Here is a 17,068-nt window from a genome sequence, read left to right as displayed (position 1 = left end):
GTTCCAGGACGCGGGCAGCGCAACCGGCCGGTGCGGCGGCGTCCTCGGGGGCGTCGTCGATGTCGTGGCGCACACGGCAGGAAGCGCCGGCTGTCACCGCCTGATCGTCAAGGCGAACCCGGCGAACTGGTCGAACCCGGCGAGCCCGGCGAACGACAAGGCGCTGTCGGCCGACGGCTCGCACAGCTCCGAGAAGGGCATCGGCCGCCACGGCACGCCCCAGAAGGGCGGTCGGACGTCGAGCGTGGCGTGAAGTACCGGATCGGCACCGCGCTCAGCCGCGCCTGATCCGGGCCGGGGCGGGATCGGTGCCCGGTCGCGGGACACCCGCCGCGCAGGGCCGGTCCCGCCCCGCCGTACGCCGGGGCGGGACCGGCCCGCTACTCGTCCTCGTCCTCGTCGTCCAGCCGGGCCAGCCAGGTGGCCAGCCGCTCCACCGGTACCTCGAAGTCCGGGTTCAGGTCGACGAACGTACGCAGCTGATCGGCCACCCACCCGAGGGTGACCTCCTCCTCGCCGCGTCGGTTCTCCAGCTCCTCGATGCCACGGTCAGTGAAATACACGCGCTCTCCACCAGGGGTCATGGGTCATTCCCGGCCAGGATAGGCAGGCTCACGGACCTCTCGCGCCACAGGCGCCCGACGGCTAGCCTGATCACCTGTCAACGGTCCCGCGGCAAGGGGGGAATTGCCGCCCACGGGGAGCAGGAGGCCGTGATGCAAGATCGCGCGCAGCGGATCGAGCTGCCCGACGGTACCGAGGTCTGGGCCCGGGTCTCCCGGCTCGACGCCCCGGGGCTCGCCGGGCCGGACGACATGGACCTGGACGAGGACGGCGGCGAATTCGAGGACGTCGGCGCCTGGGACGCGCTCGGCGCCCGGGTCGAGGGGCTCCGCGAGGTGATCGGCGGGGTCGCCGCCAGCGTCCGCCAGGCCACCGAGCGGGTCGCGCCGCACGAGACCAGTGTGACCTTCGGCGTGGAGCTGTCGGCCAAGCCGGGCAAGGCCGTCGCCCTGCTCGCGGAAGGCGAGGCGAAGGCCAACCTCTCGGTCACGCTCACCTGGCGGCGCGAGGACCGGGCGCCGCGGGCGGCGGAGCCGCACGGGGAACCCGCGGCCGGCCGCCGGGAGCCGGATGATGCGAGCCGCTGATGACGACCTCCGAGGGCCAGGCCGCCGGCCGCGGTGACCGCGCCCACTACGCACAGCTCCTCGACCACGCCGGACGCACCACCGTCGGACTGCGCGCCAGACCGGGCGCGACCGCGGGCCGGTCCTGGGGCAGTGGGGTGCTGATCGCCCCGGGATGGGTGCTGACCTGCGCCCATGTGCTCGCGGCGAGCGACGGGCGGCGCCGCGACACGGGGCCGGACGGCATCTTCGGGGTGGCCTTCGGCGGCCGGGTGGTGCCCGCGCGGCTGGTGTACGACCTCAGCCGGCCCGACCCGGACGCCGGCCCCGCCGTCCGCGCCGATCTCGCGCTGGTCCGGCTGCTGGACCCGGAGACCGAGCACCCCTGCGCCTGGCTCAGCGATCAGCCGGCGACGCTCCTGGAGGACGCCTACATCTTCCGCGGGCACGACCAGCCGGGCGGGGGAGCGGACGGGGAGGCCCACGGGCACGGTGGCGCGGGCCGGGCCGCGGGCCGGTCCCCGGGACGCGTCGTACGCGAGGCACGTGAGGCGCCCGCCGCCCCGCGGGCCCCCGTCACCCCCGTCGACCCCTTCATCGCGGTGCGCTTCGGCGCCCGTGACGCCCGGGGGCTGCAGTTCGGCAGCGATGTGCGGGTCACGCCGGGAGCCTCCGGCGGGCCGCTGATCGACTGTGACCGAGGCGAGGTGGTCGGGATCGTCAAGGGGCGTCACCAGCAGGACCACGTCGGACTCGCGGTGCCGGTCACCGCGCTGCGCGGGCTGGGGCCCGAACATCTCGTCCCGGGCGCCGAGGGTCTGGGCCCCGACCCGTACCACGCGCTGATGAGCCGGCACGACCGCTGGCACTGGGCCGGTCAGGAGCTCGGCCGCGCCGTCGGCCCGACCTGGTTCGACGCCCAGCACGCGATCATGTCGGGCCGGGGCCGCCTGTGGGGCGTACAGGAGCGGCTGCAGGCGCTGGACCTGCTCGCCCGCCTGCCGGCGCCGCGCGATCCGCTGGTCGTGGAGACCGCGGTCGGCGAGGTGCTGGACCGCGGGGACCGGCCCGGCGCCTGGGCGTTGCGCACCTGGCGGGACGGCCACGGCGCGCTCTACCAGGGCAGCGACCCGTACACCGAGCTGCGCGCCTTTGTGCACTACCTGCGGATCGTGGCGCAGCTGACCGCCGACGAGGCGCGCGACGCACCGGGCGAAGAGGCCGCGGCGGTACGCGAACAGGCGGCCCGCCTCGCGGAGTTCGTCCAGGCCAAGGCGGTGGTGCTGCAGCCGCAGGACCGCCGCAGGATCGGACCGGTGCGCCGCCGCCCGAGCTCCGTGCTCGTCGAGTTCGAGCCGCTGTTCTACGACGAGGGCGGCCAGGAGCTCTTCAACTGGTCGGTCAGCGAGGGTTACGGCCAGGGGCGGTGGCTGCGAGTGGACGTCCAGGAGTCGGCCGGCGGGGTGCCGTTCGAGCGGGCGCGGGAACAGGTGCTGCGACGGCTCGGCGGGCGGCTGCTGCGGGCCGACGGCGACGCCGGGCCGGGCGCCCGGGTGCGCCTGGAGGTCGCCGTCCCCGAAGGCCACTGGCACACCGCCGCCGGCCAGTGGGAGGTGGCGGCCTCCACCCGGCGCACCGCCCGGCTGCGGCCGGTGGGCTCCGGGCGCGCCGTGATCCTGCGTGACCAGGGGCGCCGCGAGCAGGTCGACCCGGCCTGGCTGCGCCGCTGGCAGGGCCTGGCCGCCGCCCGTGAACTGCAGGCACTGCGCGTGGCGCCGCACACCGGCGACGGCGCGCGGCCCGGCTCCGCCGAGGCGATCTGGCGGCTGCTCGAGACGGCCGGCGAGGGCGCGCTGCCCGCGCTGTGCCACACGGTCGCCGACGGGTTCGGGCGGGACGCGGTCGGCGTCGTCCTGGACACCGGCTTCCCGGCCGGACTGTGGCCGGCCGGCGGCCACGGCGAGGAGCGGGACTGCGACGCCCGGTGCGAGGAATTCCACCGCGGGGTGCGGGAGTTGCTCCAGGGGTCGGGCGGGGTGGCCCGGCTCCCCGAGCTGGTCCGGCAGCTGCGCGCCAAGGCCGCCGAGGCCGCCGAGGAGGGCACGCACTGGGCCCGCGATCTGGTGCTCCTCTACGACGACCCGGAGGACCCGATTCCGCCCCTCTTCACGGACCGGCCCCAGCTGTCCCCGCGATGAGCGGTGCACGGAGCCGCCCCTCGGCGGTCCGGGCGCCGCGCACGCCCCCTGCGCCTCGCACGCGCCCGGTGCCCGGCCCGGCCGCTTCCGCCCCTCGTGCGGCAAGTCGCGCCCTGCACATGGCACTTGGCCGCCCACGATGCCCCTGGGGGAGACCGGAAACCGCCCCGTGCGCTTCCGTCCGGCTGAGTACTGTCATAGCGTCGTGGAAGACTTGTCCGTGATGGCGCATGTGCGTGATTGCGGATGGCGGACGTGGGGGAGGCCGGGGTGGACGATGCCGACGTCTCCGGCGATCCGCCATGACCATCGCTCCTGACCGAGGCCTGGCCGGCGACGAGGAGTTCCGACGTGAGCGACTGGCTCATCTACCGTGGCGCGGGGGCACCGCACGACGGAATTGAGCACCTTCCGCCGCCACCCCCATGGCGTGATTTCGACGGCGGCCCCCTCGTGGCGCCACCGGCCGCCCTCGACCCCTCCTCCGAGCGCAGGCTCGGCGTGCAGCACCGCGAAGCCAGCCACCACCGCCCCGGCGAGACCGAGCGCGAGCTGGTCAACGCCGCCCTGTATCTGCGCCGTCCGCTGCTGGTGACCGGCGCGCCGGGCAGCGGCAAGAGCACCCTGGCGCATTCGGTCGCCTACGAACTCGGCCTCGGCCGGGTGCTCGGCTGGCCGGTCGTCAGCCGCAGCACGCTCCGCGACGGCCTGTACGACTACGACGCCATCGGCCGCCTCCAGGACCTCCAGATCGCCCGCGCCGCCCCGGGCGCGGCGGACAGCGGGGCGACGGCGGCCGACGCGGACCCCACCGACGAACCCGGCGGCGGGATCGGCCGCTACATCCGCCTCGGCCCGCTGGGCACGGCCCTGCTGCCCGCCGCCCGGCCCCGCGTCCTGCTCGTCGACGAGCTCGACAAGAGCGATATCGATCTGCCCAACGACCTCCTCAACGTGCTGGAGGAAGGGGAGTTCCGGATTCCGGAGCTGGAGCGGCTGGCCGGATCCGCCCCCGAGGTGGAGGTGCTCAGCGACGACGGCGCGCGGGTGACGGTGCGCGACGGCCGGGTGCGCTGCCGTGCCTTCCCCTTCATCGTCCTCACCAGCAACGGCGAGCGCGACTTCCCGGCGCCCCTGCTGCGCCGCTGTATCCACCTCCACATCCCGGCGCCCGACAAGGAGCGGCTCGCCGCCATGGTGCGGGCGCACTTCGGCGAGGGCGCGGCCGAGCGCTACGAAGCGGTGATCGACCGCTTCCTGGACCGCGAGCCCGGCGATGTCCGCGCCGTGGACCAGCTCTTCAACGCCATCCACCTCACCCAGAAGGCCGGCTGGACGGACGAGGACGAAGAGGAGACCCGACGGCGTCTGACGGCGGAGCTGATGCGGCCTCTTGATCGGACGAGGTGAGTGCGGTGCCCCTCGGGGAGCCCGGCCCAGGCCCCCTCGACGAACTCGTCGCCCGGCTGACCGCGGCGGGCGTGCCGGCCGACGCCCGCGGGATGGCCGATGCCCTCTGGCTCGCCCAGTGGATCACCCCGGGCACCGCACGGGCCGACGACACCGCCGAGCCCGGGTCCCCCCGCGCGGACGCCTCCGATGGTCCAGATCCGGCCACATTCCGGGTGGGGCCGGCCGGGTCCGCGGAACTCCCGGGCGCCCGCGGGACACCACCGGACGGCCGCGGTCCCGGTTCCCCGGAAGCGGACCCGTCCTCGTCGGCGCTCCGCGACGGCGCCCGGCGCCGTGTCGCGGAGCTGCTGCCCACCGGGGACGAGCGGCTCCCGGACCCGGACCGGCAGCGCCTGGGCGAGGTCGCGGTCCCGATCGCCTCCGCGTTCCCCGGGCTGCTGCCCCTGCAGCGCGCGCTGCGGCCGATCCAGCGCTACCGCCCGCCGGTCGCCCCGGCCCGCCGGAAGCTGGACGAGCCCGCCACCGCCGAGCTCTCCGCCCATGCCGAAATGATCATCCCGGTGCTGCGCGGGGTGCACCGCAGGGCGGCCGCGCTGCGGCTGCTGATGGACGGCTCCTCGTCGATGGCCGTCTGGGAGCAGATGCTGCACGACCTGCGCCAGGTCTGCGAACGGGTCGGTGCCTTCCGCGATGTGACGGTGCACTACCTCCACCCGCACGGCCCGGACATCGGCGTCGCGGCGGCCCCCGGCCCCGGCCGCCCGCTGCGCCCCGCCGACCAGCTGCACGACCCGACGGGCCACCACCTCACCCTCGTCGTCAGCGACTGCGCGGGCCCGCTGTGGCGGGACGGCCGGATGCAGCGGCTGCTCTACCGCTGGTCGGCCGACGCCCCGCTCGCCGTGGTCCAGCCGCTGCCGCAGCGGATGTGGGCGCGCACCCTCCTGCCCGCCGTCGCCGGCACCCTCGTCCGCCGCCAGGGCCCCTATCAGGCCCTCGGCTTCCGGCCGGCCCGCCGCCGTCGTCGTCCCGCCGGGGCGCCGGGCGCCCCGGAAGCGCCCCGCGAACGCGCCGTTCCGGTTCTCTCCGCCACCCCCTCCGCCCTCGGTTCCTGGGCCCGGCTGGCCGCCGCCGACGCCGGGCTCTCGCTGCGCGGCGCGGCCTGTGTCGTACGGGCCGACCACGGCGCCGGGCCGCCGGCCGGACCGCCGCCCGTGCCCGAGCGCGCCACACCCGCCCGTATGGTCCGCGAGTTCGACCAGCAGGCCTCGCCCGCCGCCCGGCTGCTCGCCGTCCACCTCTCGGCCGTCCCGCTCGCCCTTCCCGTGATCCAGCTGGTCCAGCGCGCGATGCTGCCGCAGACCGGCCCGGCCGAGCTGGCGGAGGTGCTGCTCAGCGGCCTGGTCACCCAGCTCCCCGCGGACGAGCGGCCGTCGGGGGAGCAGACCGGGGTCGGCGGCCCCTGGTACGACTTCGTGCCGGGCGTGCGCGACGAACTCCTCGGCCGGCTCAGCGCGGGCGAGGCCGCCCTGGTCCTCAAGCACTGCTCGCTCTACATCGAGCGCACCTTCGGCCGCAGCGCCCGCAACTTCCCGGCCGTCGCGGTCGCCATGCTCTCCGGCAGCGGCCGTGAGCCCGAGACCGGCCAGCGCGCCGTCCCCGAGCCCTTCGCCCGGGTCTCCGAACGCGTGCTGCGCCGCTTCGAACCGGCGCTGCGCCCGCCCGCCCGGCGGCCGTACGCGTCCGACGGCCCCGCCGCGGAGGGCGCGGCCCTCCTGGAGCGCTACGAACTCGACCGTGCCGTCCGGGACCTGATCGAGGCAGTCCGGCTGCTGCGCGCCGCCACCGAACGGCTGCCCGTGGCCGGTACGGACCTGGCGCGCGCCCTGCTGCACGCCTGGGCGAAGTGGCGCCAGCCGGACGCCCTGGAGGAGGCGGAGCGTGCGGCACGCGCCGCGGAACGGGCCACGGCCGAGGGGGCCACCGGCGACCAGGAGGCCGCCACCGCCGGCCGGGAGGCCGAGCGCACCCGGGCGCTGATCGTGCTCGGCCGGGTCGCCCACGCCCGCGCCCAGGAACGCCGGAGCGCCGGCACCCCGGCCGAGGAGCGCACCGCGCTCGCCGACGCCGCCCGCCATCTGCACGCCGCCTGCGGGCTGATGAGCCTGCTCGACCCCCGGGTCCTGGAGAGCATGGTGCTCCGCACGGAGGTCCTGCGCCGCCTCGCCGCCCTGCCCGCCCCCGTCGGCCCGCCCGGGACCGACGACGCGCCGGGGACCGACGACCTGGCCGCCGACGACCCCCTCGACGAGGCGGAACGCTCCCTCACCACCCTCCTCGCCCAGTGGCCCAGCGGTGAGCAGGTGCCCGGCGAGGTCTACGCCGCCCGGGGCGGTGTCCTCCTCGACCAGGCCCGCCGGGCCGCCCACCGCCGGGAGGAAGGGCCGCCCGCCGCCGAGGCCCTCGCGCTGCGCGCCGCCGACGACCTCGACACCGCCGTCGTCCTGCTGCGCCGCCGGGGCAGCGCCGCCGACCGGCTGGTCTGCCGGACGCTGCTCGACCTGGCGGCGGCCCGCCAGCTCAACGGCGACGCCGCGCTGCCGTCCGTGCTGCCCACCCTCGAACGCGCCCGTGCGATGGCCCGTGCACTCGACGACCCGGCCCTGGAGGTGGACGGCCTGCGCCGTACGGCCGCCGTGCAACGGGCCGTCCATACCCGTACGGGGTCCCTGACCGCCCTCGACGCCGCGATCGCCGCGCTGGCCGCCGCGCTCCGCCTGGCCACCCCCGACTCGCCCGAGCACAGCGCGCTGCTCGCCGAGCGGGGCGCGGCGCTGCTGCTGCGCGCCCGGCAGGAACCGGCCGACGGACCGGGCAAACGGCTGGCCAACGAGGCGGTGCACGTCCTGCGCGAGGCGCTGGGCCGGGCCGGGCCGCAGGACCCCGACCTCGGTCATCACCGGCTGCTGTTCGGCCGCGCCCTGCGCCTGCGCTACGAACGCCAGCCCTCCCTCGCCGATCTGCACGAGGCCGACTGGATCCTGGAACTGGCCGCCCGCGGTGTGGACGTACCGGACGCGGTGGCGGCCGAGGCGTGGCTGGAAGTGGGCGACATCCAGCTGCTGTTGGACCGCCGCTTCGACTCCCGCGAGCGTCATGACCGGGCCGCCGCCTGCTTCCGCCGTGCCGCCGCGGCCGCCCGGCGGGCCGACAGCCCCCTGCTGGCCGCACGTGCCCACCACCGCCGCGGTGAGGTCCTGGAGGTCACCGCCGGCCCCCGCTCCGCGCTGCACGCCTACCGCGAGAGCTGGGAACAGTGGCAGCGCGCGGCGGCGGAGACCGGCGCCGAGGCGCAGCGCACCCGCGCCCGGATGCGCGCCCTCGAAACCACCGCCTGACCGCCCCGAGCCCCCGTCCGGCTGCCTGGCCGTCCGCCCCGGAACGTGTTTCTGTGGACGGGAGTTCGGGAACACACCCGTCCAGCCGGCCAGAGGAGAGCAGCGTGGCGACTACCCCCCGCACCGAACCGGCGGTGGCTGCCCCGCCGGGACCGTCGGCCGAGCGGCTGCCGGACTTCGCCGGGGTCGACGTGGGCGTTCTGGCGGCGCGGACGGAGCATGCGGTGCTGGGAGAGGTGGCGGCTCTGCTGCTGCGCAACTGGCCGTCGGCGGACGATGCCGTGGCGTATTACGAGGACGGCCCGGAGAAAGCCTTGCATTGACAGTCAAGAACGGCTGTTTTTAGGCAAACGTGCAAGGGAACCGGCCAGTTGCCGGAGGAATCTGGTTCCTGGCTCACGGGCGGAGCCATGTACCAGTCAGCGGGCGGGAGCTGTCGATCCCGTACCTCGACGCAGGCAGACGAGTGCAGGGGGCGACGCCGTGGCGGGGGAGAAGACCGGCCGGACCCCGGTGGTGCCCTTCCGGCAGTTCGTCCTGAAGGTCCACAGCCGCTGCAACCTCGCCTGCACCTACTGCTACATCTACACCGGCCCCGACCGCAGCTGGCGCGCCCGCCCGCCGACCGTCCCGGCCGCCACCGTCCGGCAGACCGCCCTGCGCATCGCCGAACACGCCCGCACCCACGGACTGCGCGAGGTCCGTATCGATCTGCACGGCGGAGAGCCGCTGCTCACCGGCCCCGGGCCGCTCCTGGAGCAGGCCGCCGCGATCCGCGCCGCGCTGCCCGCAGGCTGCACCGCCGAATTCGGCGTCCAGACCAACGGGACGCTCCTCACCCCGGACATGATCGACACCCTCGCCGCCGCGGGGTTCCGGCTCGGCCTCAGCCTGGACGGCGGTACCCCCGGTCTCAACCGCCGCCGGGTCGACCACGCGGGGCGGTCCTCCTGGCCCGCGGTCTCCCGCGCCGTACGCCTGCTCCGTGACCGGCCCGACGTGTTCGCCGGGATCCTGTGCACCATCGACATCACCGCCGACCCCGTCGAGGTCCACGACTCGCTGCGCGCCCTGGACCCCCCGATGGTCGACTTCCTCCTCCCGCACGCCAACTGGTCCAGCCCCCCGCCGTCCGGCGCGCCGGGGGGCCCGGGGCCCGCTCCCCTCGGGACAGCCTGCCGCACCCCGTACGGCGACTGGCTGTGCACCGTCTTCGACCTGTGGTGGGACGGCAGCCCCGGCCCCCGGGTGCGGGTGTTCACCGAAATCCTCGGCCTCCTCCTGGGCCGCCCCAGCTCCAGCGAGGCGGTCGGCCTCTCGCCCGTCGTCGCCCTGGTCGTCGACACCGACGGCGCCATCGAACAGGTGGACTCGCTCAAATCCGCCTACGAGGGAGCCGCCGCCACCGGCCTCGACGTCTTCCACCACACCTTCGACGAGGCCCTGGCCCACCCCGGCATGGCCGCCCGCCGCCGCGGCCGGGACGGCCTCGCCGCGCAGTGCCGCAGCTGCGCCCTGGTGGAGGTGTGCGGCGGCGGCAACTACGCGCACCGCTACCGCGCGGACACCGGCGGATTCGCCAACCCGTCCGTCTACTGCGCCGACCTGGAACGCCTGATACGTCATATCGCGGCCCGGCTGGACGCCGTGGTCGCGCTCAACTGATGTGCCCCCAACATGACCTGACGCACTGTCGTCATATGGGGGGACACTTGGGCTATCGTGCCGAAGAGCCAGGGCGTGCCTGATGAGACAGCCTCTGCACGCGCGCACCATCGCATCTCAGGGAGACGGTCGCATGGTCGATCAGGCCACCTTTTCCGGTCCCACCGGCTCCAACGAACACATCACCATCAGCTATGCGGGCTTCACCCGGCCCTGGGCGGCGTGGATCTCCCATCAGCTCGAACAGCAGGGCCACGGCACCACCCTGCTGCGCTGGGACCCCCAGGTGGACACCGCGCTGGTGGAGGAGCTGTCGGGGCTGCTGGAGGCCGAGGGCCGGCTGCTGATCGTGCTGGACGACTGGTACTTCCGGCTGGGCCCCAAGACCCAGGAGGAGTGGACGGCCGCCCTGCGCGAGGTGGTCTCCCCGCACGCCGACCGGTTCGCCGCGGTGAGCGTGGCCACCCAGAGCCTGCCCGCCACGGCGTCCCTGCTGCGGCCCGCCGACCTGCGTGACCTGGACGCCCACGAGGCCAACCGCCGGGTCCTGCAACGGCTCGGCATCGCCGGCCCCGGCCGGGCCGTGGACGAGGAGGCGCCCGGCGCGCCCCGCTTCCCGAACAACCCTCCCGAGGTGTGGAACATCCCGCGCCGCAACAACCGCTTCACCGGCCGCGACAACGTCCTCGAAGCGCTGCACGGCAAGCTGGCCGGCTCCGGGGCGGGCTCGGGCCCGCCGCTGGAGACCCGGATCGCGCTGTACGGCACCTCCGGCGTCGGCAAGAGCCAGATCGCCGCCGAGTACGCCCACCGCTTCGGCAACGACTACGACGTGGTGTGGTGGATCAGCGCCACCAACCGCGGCGCCGCCCGCGAACAGCTCGCCGAACTCGCCACCCGCCTCGGCCTGCCCGTGGGCCGGGAGCTGGGCGACCGCATCCGCGCCGTCCACGAAGCGCTCCGGGTCGGCCGCCCCTACCGCCGCTGGCTGCTGATCTTCGACAGCGCCGACGACATGGAGCAGATCGAGGACCTGGTCCCCGACGGCCGCGGCCACGTCCTGATCACCACCCTCACCCGCGACTGGTCCGGCTCCGGCAGCGCCCAGGAGATCGAGGTGCTGCCGTTCAACCGCGTCGAGAGCGTCGCCTACGCCCGGCGGCGGGCGCCGCGGCTGACGCCGATGGAAGCCGATCTGCTCTCCGACGCCGTCCAGGACCTGCCGCTGCTGCTCGCCCAGACCGCCGCCTGGCTCGACGCCAACCCGATGTCGCCCAAGGAGTACATCGAGCTGATCCGCCGCGGCGAACCCAGCCTCGTCGGCATCCGCATCTCCTCCGACTACCCCATGGCCTTCCAGACCAGCTGGGCCATAACTCTCAACACCCTGCGCGAACGCAGCCCCGCCGCGGTCGAACTCCTCAAGCTGTTCGCGTTCTTCGCCCCGGACGCCATCCCCGTCCCGATGCTCGCCCAGGCCCGCCGCGGCGACCTGCCCGAACACCTCGCCGACCTGGCCGCCGAGCCCATCAGCTGGAACACCGCACTGCGCCGGCTGACCGAATCCACCGCCGTACGCCTCGACTACCAGGTCTCCCAGGACGCCGACCCGGCCGTGGAGACCGCGCTGATGCACCGGCTCTACCACCGGTTCCTGCGCAGCGACATGACCGAGGACGAGCGCGACCTGATGGCGGCGACGGCCTGCCGGGTGCTGGTCACCGCCGACCCGCAGAACCCCGCCGACACCCGCTACTGGGAGCGCTACGCCGAACTCATCCCGCATCTGGAGCCGGCCGGCGTCCTCGACAGCCCCGAGCCCGCGGTCCAGCAGCTGCTGCTCAACTGCGTCGAATACCTGCGGGTCCGCGGCGAGTACCGCATGGGCCTGCGGCTGTGCGAACAGTTCATGTCCCGCTGGCGCACCCGGCTCGCGGCCACCCAGCGCACCATGCTCGTGCTCACCCACCAGCACGCCAACATGCTGCGCAGACTCGGCCGCTACCGCGAGGCCGAGGCGGTCGGCAGCGCCGTCGTCGACCAGCTCACCGCCGAGCGGGACCCCGCCGACGCCGACCTGCTGCGGGCACAGGACGGCCTGGCCGGCACCCTGATCGCGCTGGGCTCGTACGAGCAGGCCTACGACCTCTTCGACGCCGTCTGGCGGGCCTACACCGACCTGCTCGGCCCGGAGGCGCCCCGCACCCTCTCCTCGCGGCACAACCTCGGCACCGTCCTGGCGCTGCTCGGCCGCTACGAAGAAGCGCTGGTCACCCACCGTGAGGTGCTGGCGTTCCGGGAGCGCGAACTGCGCGCACGGCACCACCTCACCCTCAACGCGGGCACCGCACACGCCCGTACGCTGCGGCTGCTCGGACGCTACCGCGACGCCACCTCCGGCCAGGAGCTCAACGCCCGGCTGCATCTGCAGGTGATGGGCGCGCACACCCCGCAGACCCTGCGCGCCGAGCACAACCTCGCGCTGTGCCTGCGCCGCTCCGGCGACATCGCCCGTGCCGCCACGCTGCTGGCCGACCTCGTCGAGCGCTCCCGCCGGGTCCAGGGGCCCCGCCACCCCGAGACGCTGATGGTGCGCGCGGACCACGCCACCTTCCTGCGCGAGCACGGCGACCTCGGGCACGCCCGCGACCTCGCCGAGGAGGTCGCCGAGCGCTACCGCGCGCTGGCCGGTGAGCGTCACCCGTACACCGTCGGCACCCTGGGGAACGTCGGCCTGGTCCGCGCCGAGTTCGGGGACGCCGCGGAGGCGCTGGCCCTCGCGGACCGGGCGCTCGGCGGGATGACCGAGGCCATGGGCCCCGACCACCCCTGGACGCTGGGGTGTGCGCTGAACGCCGGCGCCGCCCGTAACCGGGTGGACGACGAGGAGGGAGCGGTGGAGCTGGGCCGCGCCACGCTGGCGCGCGCCAAGGCGACGCTGGGCGACACCCACCCGCTGACCCTCTCCGCGAAGACGGCACTCGCCGAGGACCTGCGGGCGCTGCGCCGTGGCCCGGAGGCGGCGAAGCTGGAGCAGGAGGCGATCGGGCAGCTCTCCGAGACGCTGGGTGCGGAGCACCCGCACACCCTCTCCGCCCGGCGCCGCCGCCGTCCGTACTGGGACTTCGAACCGCAGCCCGTCTAGCGGACGCCGCACCGGGTCCCGTTCCCGGGCATGCGGAAGGGCCCGCCCCCACCGGGGACGGGCCCTTCCGCGCTTCCACCGGTCACCCCGGCGGCCGGACGCCTCAGGCGTCGAAGGCCTCCGCGACCAGCTGTGCCTGCTCTGCCTGGTGGCGCTTGGCGGAGCCGACGGCCGGCGACGAGGAGTGCGGCCGCGAGATGCGGCGCAGGCGCTCGCCGTGCGGGACATCGGCGCCGACGGCCAGGTCGAGGTGGTCGATCAGGTTGAGGCCGAGGAACGGCCACGCACCCTGGTTCGCCGGCTCTTCCTGGGTCCACAGGTACTTCTCGGCGTTCGGGAACTTGGCGATCTCCGCCTGGAGCTCCTTGCCGGGAAGCGGGTAGAGACGCTCGATGCGGACGATCGCGGTGTCGTTCGCGCCGCGCTTCTCGCGCTCGGCCTCCAGGTCGTAGTAGACCTTGCCGGAGCAGAAGATGACCTTGCGGACATCCTCGGCCTTGACCGTGGAGTCGCCGATGACGGGGCGGAAGCCGCCCGTCGTGAACTCTTCCGTCTTCGACGCCGCGGCCTTCAGACGCAGCATCGACTTCGGGGTGAAGACGACCAGCGGCTTGTGGTGCGGGTTGTGGACCTGCCAGCGCAGCAGGTGGAAGTAGTTCGACGGCAGGGTCGGCGCGGCGACCGTCATGTTGTTCTGCGCGCACAGCTGCAGGAAGCGCTCGATCCGGGCCGAGGAGTGGTCCGGGCCCTGGCCCTCGTAGCCGTGCGGCAGCAGCAGGGTGACGCCGGACGTCTGGCCCCACTTCTGCTCCGCCGAGGAGATGAACTCGTCGACGACCGTCTGGGCGCCGTTGACGAAGTCACCGAACTGCGCCTCCCACATGACCAGCGCCTCCGGGCGGGCCAGGGAGTAGCCGTACTCGAAGCCCATCGCCGCGTACTCGCTCAGCAGCGAGTCGTAGACGTTGAAGCGGGCCTGGTCCTCGGAGAGGTAGAGCAGCGGCGTGTAGTCGTCGCCGGTCGCGCGGTCGATCAGCACCGCGTGGCGCTGGCCGAAGGTGCCGCGGCGGGAGTCCTGGCCGGCGAGCCGGACCGGGGTGCCCTCCATCAGCAGCGAACCGACGGCGAGGGTCTCGCCCATGCCCCAGTCGATGGTGTTGTCCTCGACCTGGGCCGCGCGGCGCTGCAGCTGGGGCAGCAGACGCGGGTGGACGGTGACCCGCTCGGGGATGTTGACCTGCGACTCGGCGATCCGCTTGACGACCTCCTGGGAGATCGCGGTGTCCACGTAGACCGGGAACTCGGCCTTGGGCTGCGGCACCTCGGGGGCGGCCGGGGCCGTCGTGGCGTCGCGGACCTCGGTGAAGACCTTCTCCAGCTGGCCCTGGAAGTCCTGCAGTGCCTGCTCGGCCTCTTCCAGCGTGATGTCGCCGCGACCGATGAGGGACTCGGTGTAGAGCTTGCGCACCGAGCGCTTCTTGTCGATCAGGTCGTACATCAGCGGCTGGGTGAAGGCCGGGTTGTCCGACTCGTTGTGACCACGGCGGCGGTAGCAGATGAGGTCGATGACGACGTCCTTGTTGAACGCCTGGCGGAACTCGAAGGCCAGACGGGCAACGCGGACGACGGCCTCGGGGTCGTCACCGTTCACGTGGAAGATCGGCGCCTCGATCATGCGGGCCACGTCGGTGGCGTACATGGACGAACGCGACGACTCCGGGGCGGCGGTGAAGCCGACCTGGTTGTTGATGACGACGTGCACCGTGCCGCCGGTGCGGTAGCCGCGCAGCTGGGACATGTTCAGCGTCTCCGCGACCACGCCCTGGCCGGCGAACGCCGCGTCACCGTGCAGCTGGATCGGCAGGACCGTGAAGTCCGTGCCGCCCTTGTTGATGATGTCCTGCTTGGCGCGCGCGATGCCCTCGACGATCGGGTCGACGGCCTCCAGGTGGGAGGGGTTCGCGGCCAGCGAGACCTTGATCTGCTCGCCGTCGAGGCCGGTGAAGATGCCCTCGGCGCCCAGGTGGTACTTCACGTCGCCGGAGCCGTGCATCGACTTCGGGTCGAGGTTGCCCTCGAACTCGCGGAAGATCTGCGCGTACGACTTGCCGACGATGTTGGCGAGCACGTTCAGGCGGCCGCGGTGGGCCATGCCGATGACGGCCTCGTCCAGGCGCGACTCGGCCGCGGCGTCGATGACCGCGTCCAGCAGCGGGATGACGGACTCGCCGCCCTCCAGCGAGAAGCGCTTCTGGCCGACGTACTTCGTCTGCAGGAACGTCTCGAACGCCTCGGCGGAGTTCAGCCGGCGCAGGATGCGCAGCTGCTCCTCGCGCTCGGGCGACTTGTGCGAGCGCTCGACCCGGTCCTGGATCCACTGGCGCTGCTTGGGGTCCTGGATGTGCATGAACTCGATGCCGGTGGTGCGGCAGTACGAGTCCCGCAGGACGCCCAGGATGTCGCGCAGCTTCATCATGGACTTGCCGGAGAAGCCGCCGACCGCGAACTCGCGCTCCAGGTCCCACAGGGTGAGGCCGTGCTCGGTGATGTCGAGGTCGGGGTGCTTGCGCTGGTGGTACTCCAGCGGGTCGGTGTCGGCCATGACGTGGCCGCGGACCCGGTAGGAGTGGATCAGCTCGAAGACCCGCGCGGCCTTGGTGACGTCATCGTCGTGCGAGGCGTCGATGTCCCGCAGCCAGCGGACCGGCTCGTAGGGGATCCGCAGCGACTTGAAGATGTCGTCGAAGAAGTCCTTCTCGCCCAGCAGCAGCTGGTTCATGATCCGCAGGAACTCGCCGGAGGCGGCGCCCTGGATCACGCGGTGGTCATAGGTGCTGGTCAGCGTCATGACCTTGGAGACACCGAGCTTGTTCAGGGCGTCCTGGGAGGTGCCCTGGAACTCCGCGGGGTAGTCCATCGAGCCGACGCCCATGATCATGGACTGGCCGGGCATCAGGCGCGGCACGGAGTGGACCGTGCCGATGCCGCCCGGGTTCGTCAGCGACGCGGTGACCCCGGTGAAGTCGTCCATCGTCAGCTTGTTGTCGCGGGCCCGGCGGACGATGTCCTCGTAGGCCTGCCAGAACTCGAAGAAGGTCAGCGTCTCGGCCTTCTTGATGGCGGCGACGACGAGCTGGCGCTCACCGTTCGGCTTCACCAGGTCGATGGCCAGACCGAGGTTGACGTGCTCGGGCTTGACCAGCGTCGGCTTGCCGTCCTTCAGCGCGAAGGAGTAGTTCATCGACGGCATGGCCTTGAGGGCCTGCACCATCGCGTACCCGATGAGGTGGGTGAAGGAGACCTTCCCGCCCCGGGCGCGCTTGAGGTGGTTGTTGATCACGATGCGGTTGTCGAAGAGCAGCTTCACCGGGATCGCGCGGACGGACGTGGCCGTCGGCAGCTCCAGGGAGGCGTTCATGTTCTTCGCAACGGCGGCCGACGGGCCGCGCAGCGTGACGAACTCGGGACCCGCCGTGACCTCGCCGTCGGCCTTCGGCACGGCGGCCTTCGCGGCCGGCTTGGCCGGGGCGGCCTTCGCCGGAGCGGCCTTGGCCGGGGCCGGTGCGCTCGCGGCAGGCTTCGCCGGGGTGACCGGCTCAGAGGGCAGCGCGGTGCCGGCCGCTCCAGTGGAGCCGGTGCTTGCACCGGAGGACGGCTTCGGCTCGGCTGCGGCGGGCGCCGCCGGGGACGACTGCGCCGGAGCGGCCGGGGCGGGGGCAGAGCCCTCGGCCGGCTGGCCCGGCGCGGTGGCGCCGCCCGGCTTGTAGTCGGCGAAGAAGTCCCACCAGGCTCGGTCTACCGAGTTCGGGTCCTGGAGGTACTGCTGGTAGATCTCGTCGACGAGCCACTCATTGGGACCGAACGCAGCAGCAGGGTTCTTTCCCTGCCCCTCTTGGTCGGTCGAGATGCTCGAGCTGTTGGGGGACTGTAGCGACACGGCGGCAACCGCCCTCTTCCGCTTCCTAAGGTGGTGGACAGCGGGAATAAAGGCTACGCCTGTTGTGACCCTTGATGCAGGCTGGGAGGGGTACTCGTCGCGTACGTCACATTCCCGGAGGGGTTTCGGGGCAGGACTTGGCGGGAAACACACGAGGTTTGCCTGCGTTCGGGTAGGGCTCA

Annotated in this window: 10 protein-coding genes; 8 read left to right on the top strand and 2 right to left on the bottom strand. The window is 73.6% G+C overall.

Annotated elements, in window-relative coordinates; all coding sequences use genetic code 11:
- Positions 1-64: 64 nt before the first annotated feature.
- Positions 65-253, top strand: a complete 189-nt coding sequence (locus Scani_RS04395; protein WP_159470206.1) for a hypothetical protein — start codon at positions 65-67, stop codon at positions 251-253.
- A 127-nt stretch (positions 254-380) separates the two neighbouring features.
- Here Scani_RS04395 and Scani_RS04390 read toward each other — a convergent pair whose 3' ends face one another.
- The gene (locus Scani_RS04390) at positions 381-563 is read right to left on the bottom strand and encodes a DUF6104 family protein (RefSeq protein ID WP_030081126.1); all 183 of its coding nucleotides are present in this window, start codon (positions 561-563) and stop codon (positions 381-383) included.
- Positions 564-716: 153 nt separating this feature from the next.
- Between Scani_RS04390 and Scani_RS04385 the strand changes: the two genes are divergently transcribed.
- The 7 genes from Scani_RS04385 (at position 717) to fxsT (ending at position 12,949) form a co-directional block, all read left to right on the top strand.
- Entirely contained in the window at positions 717-1,151 is a 435-nt protein-coding gene (locus tag Scani_RS04385) for a CU044_2847 family protein (protein WP_159470204.1), read from the top strand.
- Entirely contained in the window at positions 1,151-3,328 is a 2,178-nt protein-coding gene (locus tag Scani_RS04380) for a VMAP-C domain-containing protein (protein ID WP_159470202.1), read from the top strand. Before Scani_RS04385 ends, Scani_RS04380 begins: the two co-directional genes overlap by 1 nt.
- 351 nt (positions 3,329-3,679) lie before the next feature.
- A complete protein-coding gene (locus Scani_RS04375; protein ID WP_159470200.1) occupies positions 3,680-4,738 on the top strand; it encodes an AAA family ATPase in 1,059 nt (352 codons plus the stop codon).
- A 5-nt stretch (positions 4,739-4,743) separates the two neighbouring features.
- Positions 4,744-8,139 carry an SAV_2336 N-terminal domain-related protein gene (locus Scani_RS04370; RefSeq protein WP_167538022.1) on the top strand — a complete coding sequence of 1,132 codons (3,396 nt, stop codon included), beginning with the start codon at positions 4,744-4,746 and terminating at the stop codon, positions 8,137-8,139.
- Between the two features lie 104 nt (positions 8,140-8,243).
- Entirely contained in the window at positions 8,244-8,462 is a 219-nt protein-coding gene (locus tag Scani_RS04365; protein ID WP_159470196.1) for a YxD-tail cyclophane-containing RiPP peptide, read from the top strand.
- 160 nt (positions 8,463-8,622) lie between these two features.
- Positions 8,623-9,804, top strand: coding sequence for an FxsB family cyclophane-forming radical SAM/SPASM peptide maturase (locus Scani_RS04360; RefSeq protein ID WP_174872612.1), 1,182 nt, complete (start codon positions 8,623-8,625; stop codon positions 9,802-9,804).
- Positions 9,805-9,937: 133 nt separating this feature from the next.
- Complete coding sequence (gene fxsT, locus Scani_RS04355; RefSeq protein WP_159470195.1) at positions 9,938-12,949, top strand: FxSxx-COOH system tetratricopeptide repeat protein; 3,012 nt, start codon at positions 9,938-9,940, stop codon at positions 12,947-12,949.
- Positions 12,950-13,052: 103 nt separating this feature from the next.
- On the opposite strand, the gene Scani_RS04350 is transcribed toward fxsT, so the two are convergent.
- Positions 13,053-16,886, bottom strand: a complete 3,834-nt coding sequence (locus Scani_RS04350) for a multifunctional oxoglutarate decarboxylase/oxoglutarate dehydrogenase thiamine pyrophosphate-binding subunit/dihydrolipoyllysine-residue succinyltransferase subunit (RefSeq protein WP_159470193.1) — start codon at positions 16,884-16,886, stop codon at positions 13,053-13,055.
- Positions 16,887-17,068 lie beyond the last annotated feature (182 nt).

This window comes from Streptomyces caniferus (genome assembly GCF_009811555.1).
Taxonomy (GTDB): Bacteria; Actinomycetota; Actinomycetes; order Streptomycetales; family Streptomycetaceae; genus Streptomyces; species Streptomyces caniferus.
Note: the sequence above shows the minus strand (reverse complement) of the source record. Positions and strands in the feature narration are given on the sequence as shown.

Coding starts and splice junctions, on each gene's coding strand:
- Scani_RS04385 (WP_159470204.1), top strand. CDS start 717: ATGCAAGATCGCGCGCAGCGGATCGAGCTGCCCGACGGTACCGAGGTC.
- fxsT (WP_159470195.1), top strand. CDS start 9,938: ATGGTCGATCAGGCCACCTTTTCCGGTCCCACCGGCTCCAACGAACAC.
- Scani_RS04380 (WP_159470202.1), top strand. CDS start 1,151: ATGACGACCTCCGAGGGCCAGGCCGCCGGCCGCGGTGACCGCGCCCAC.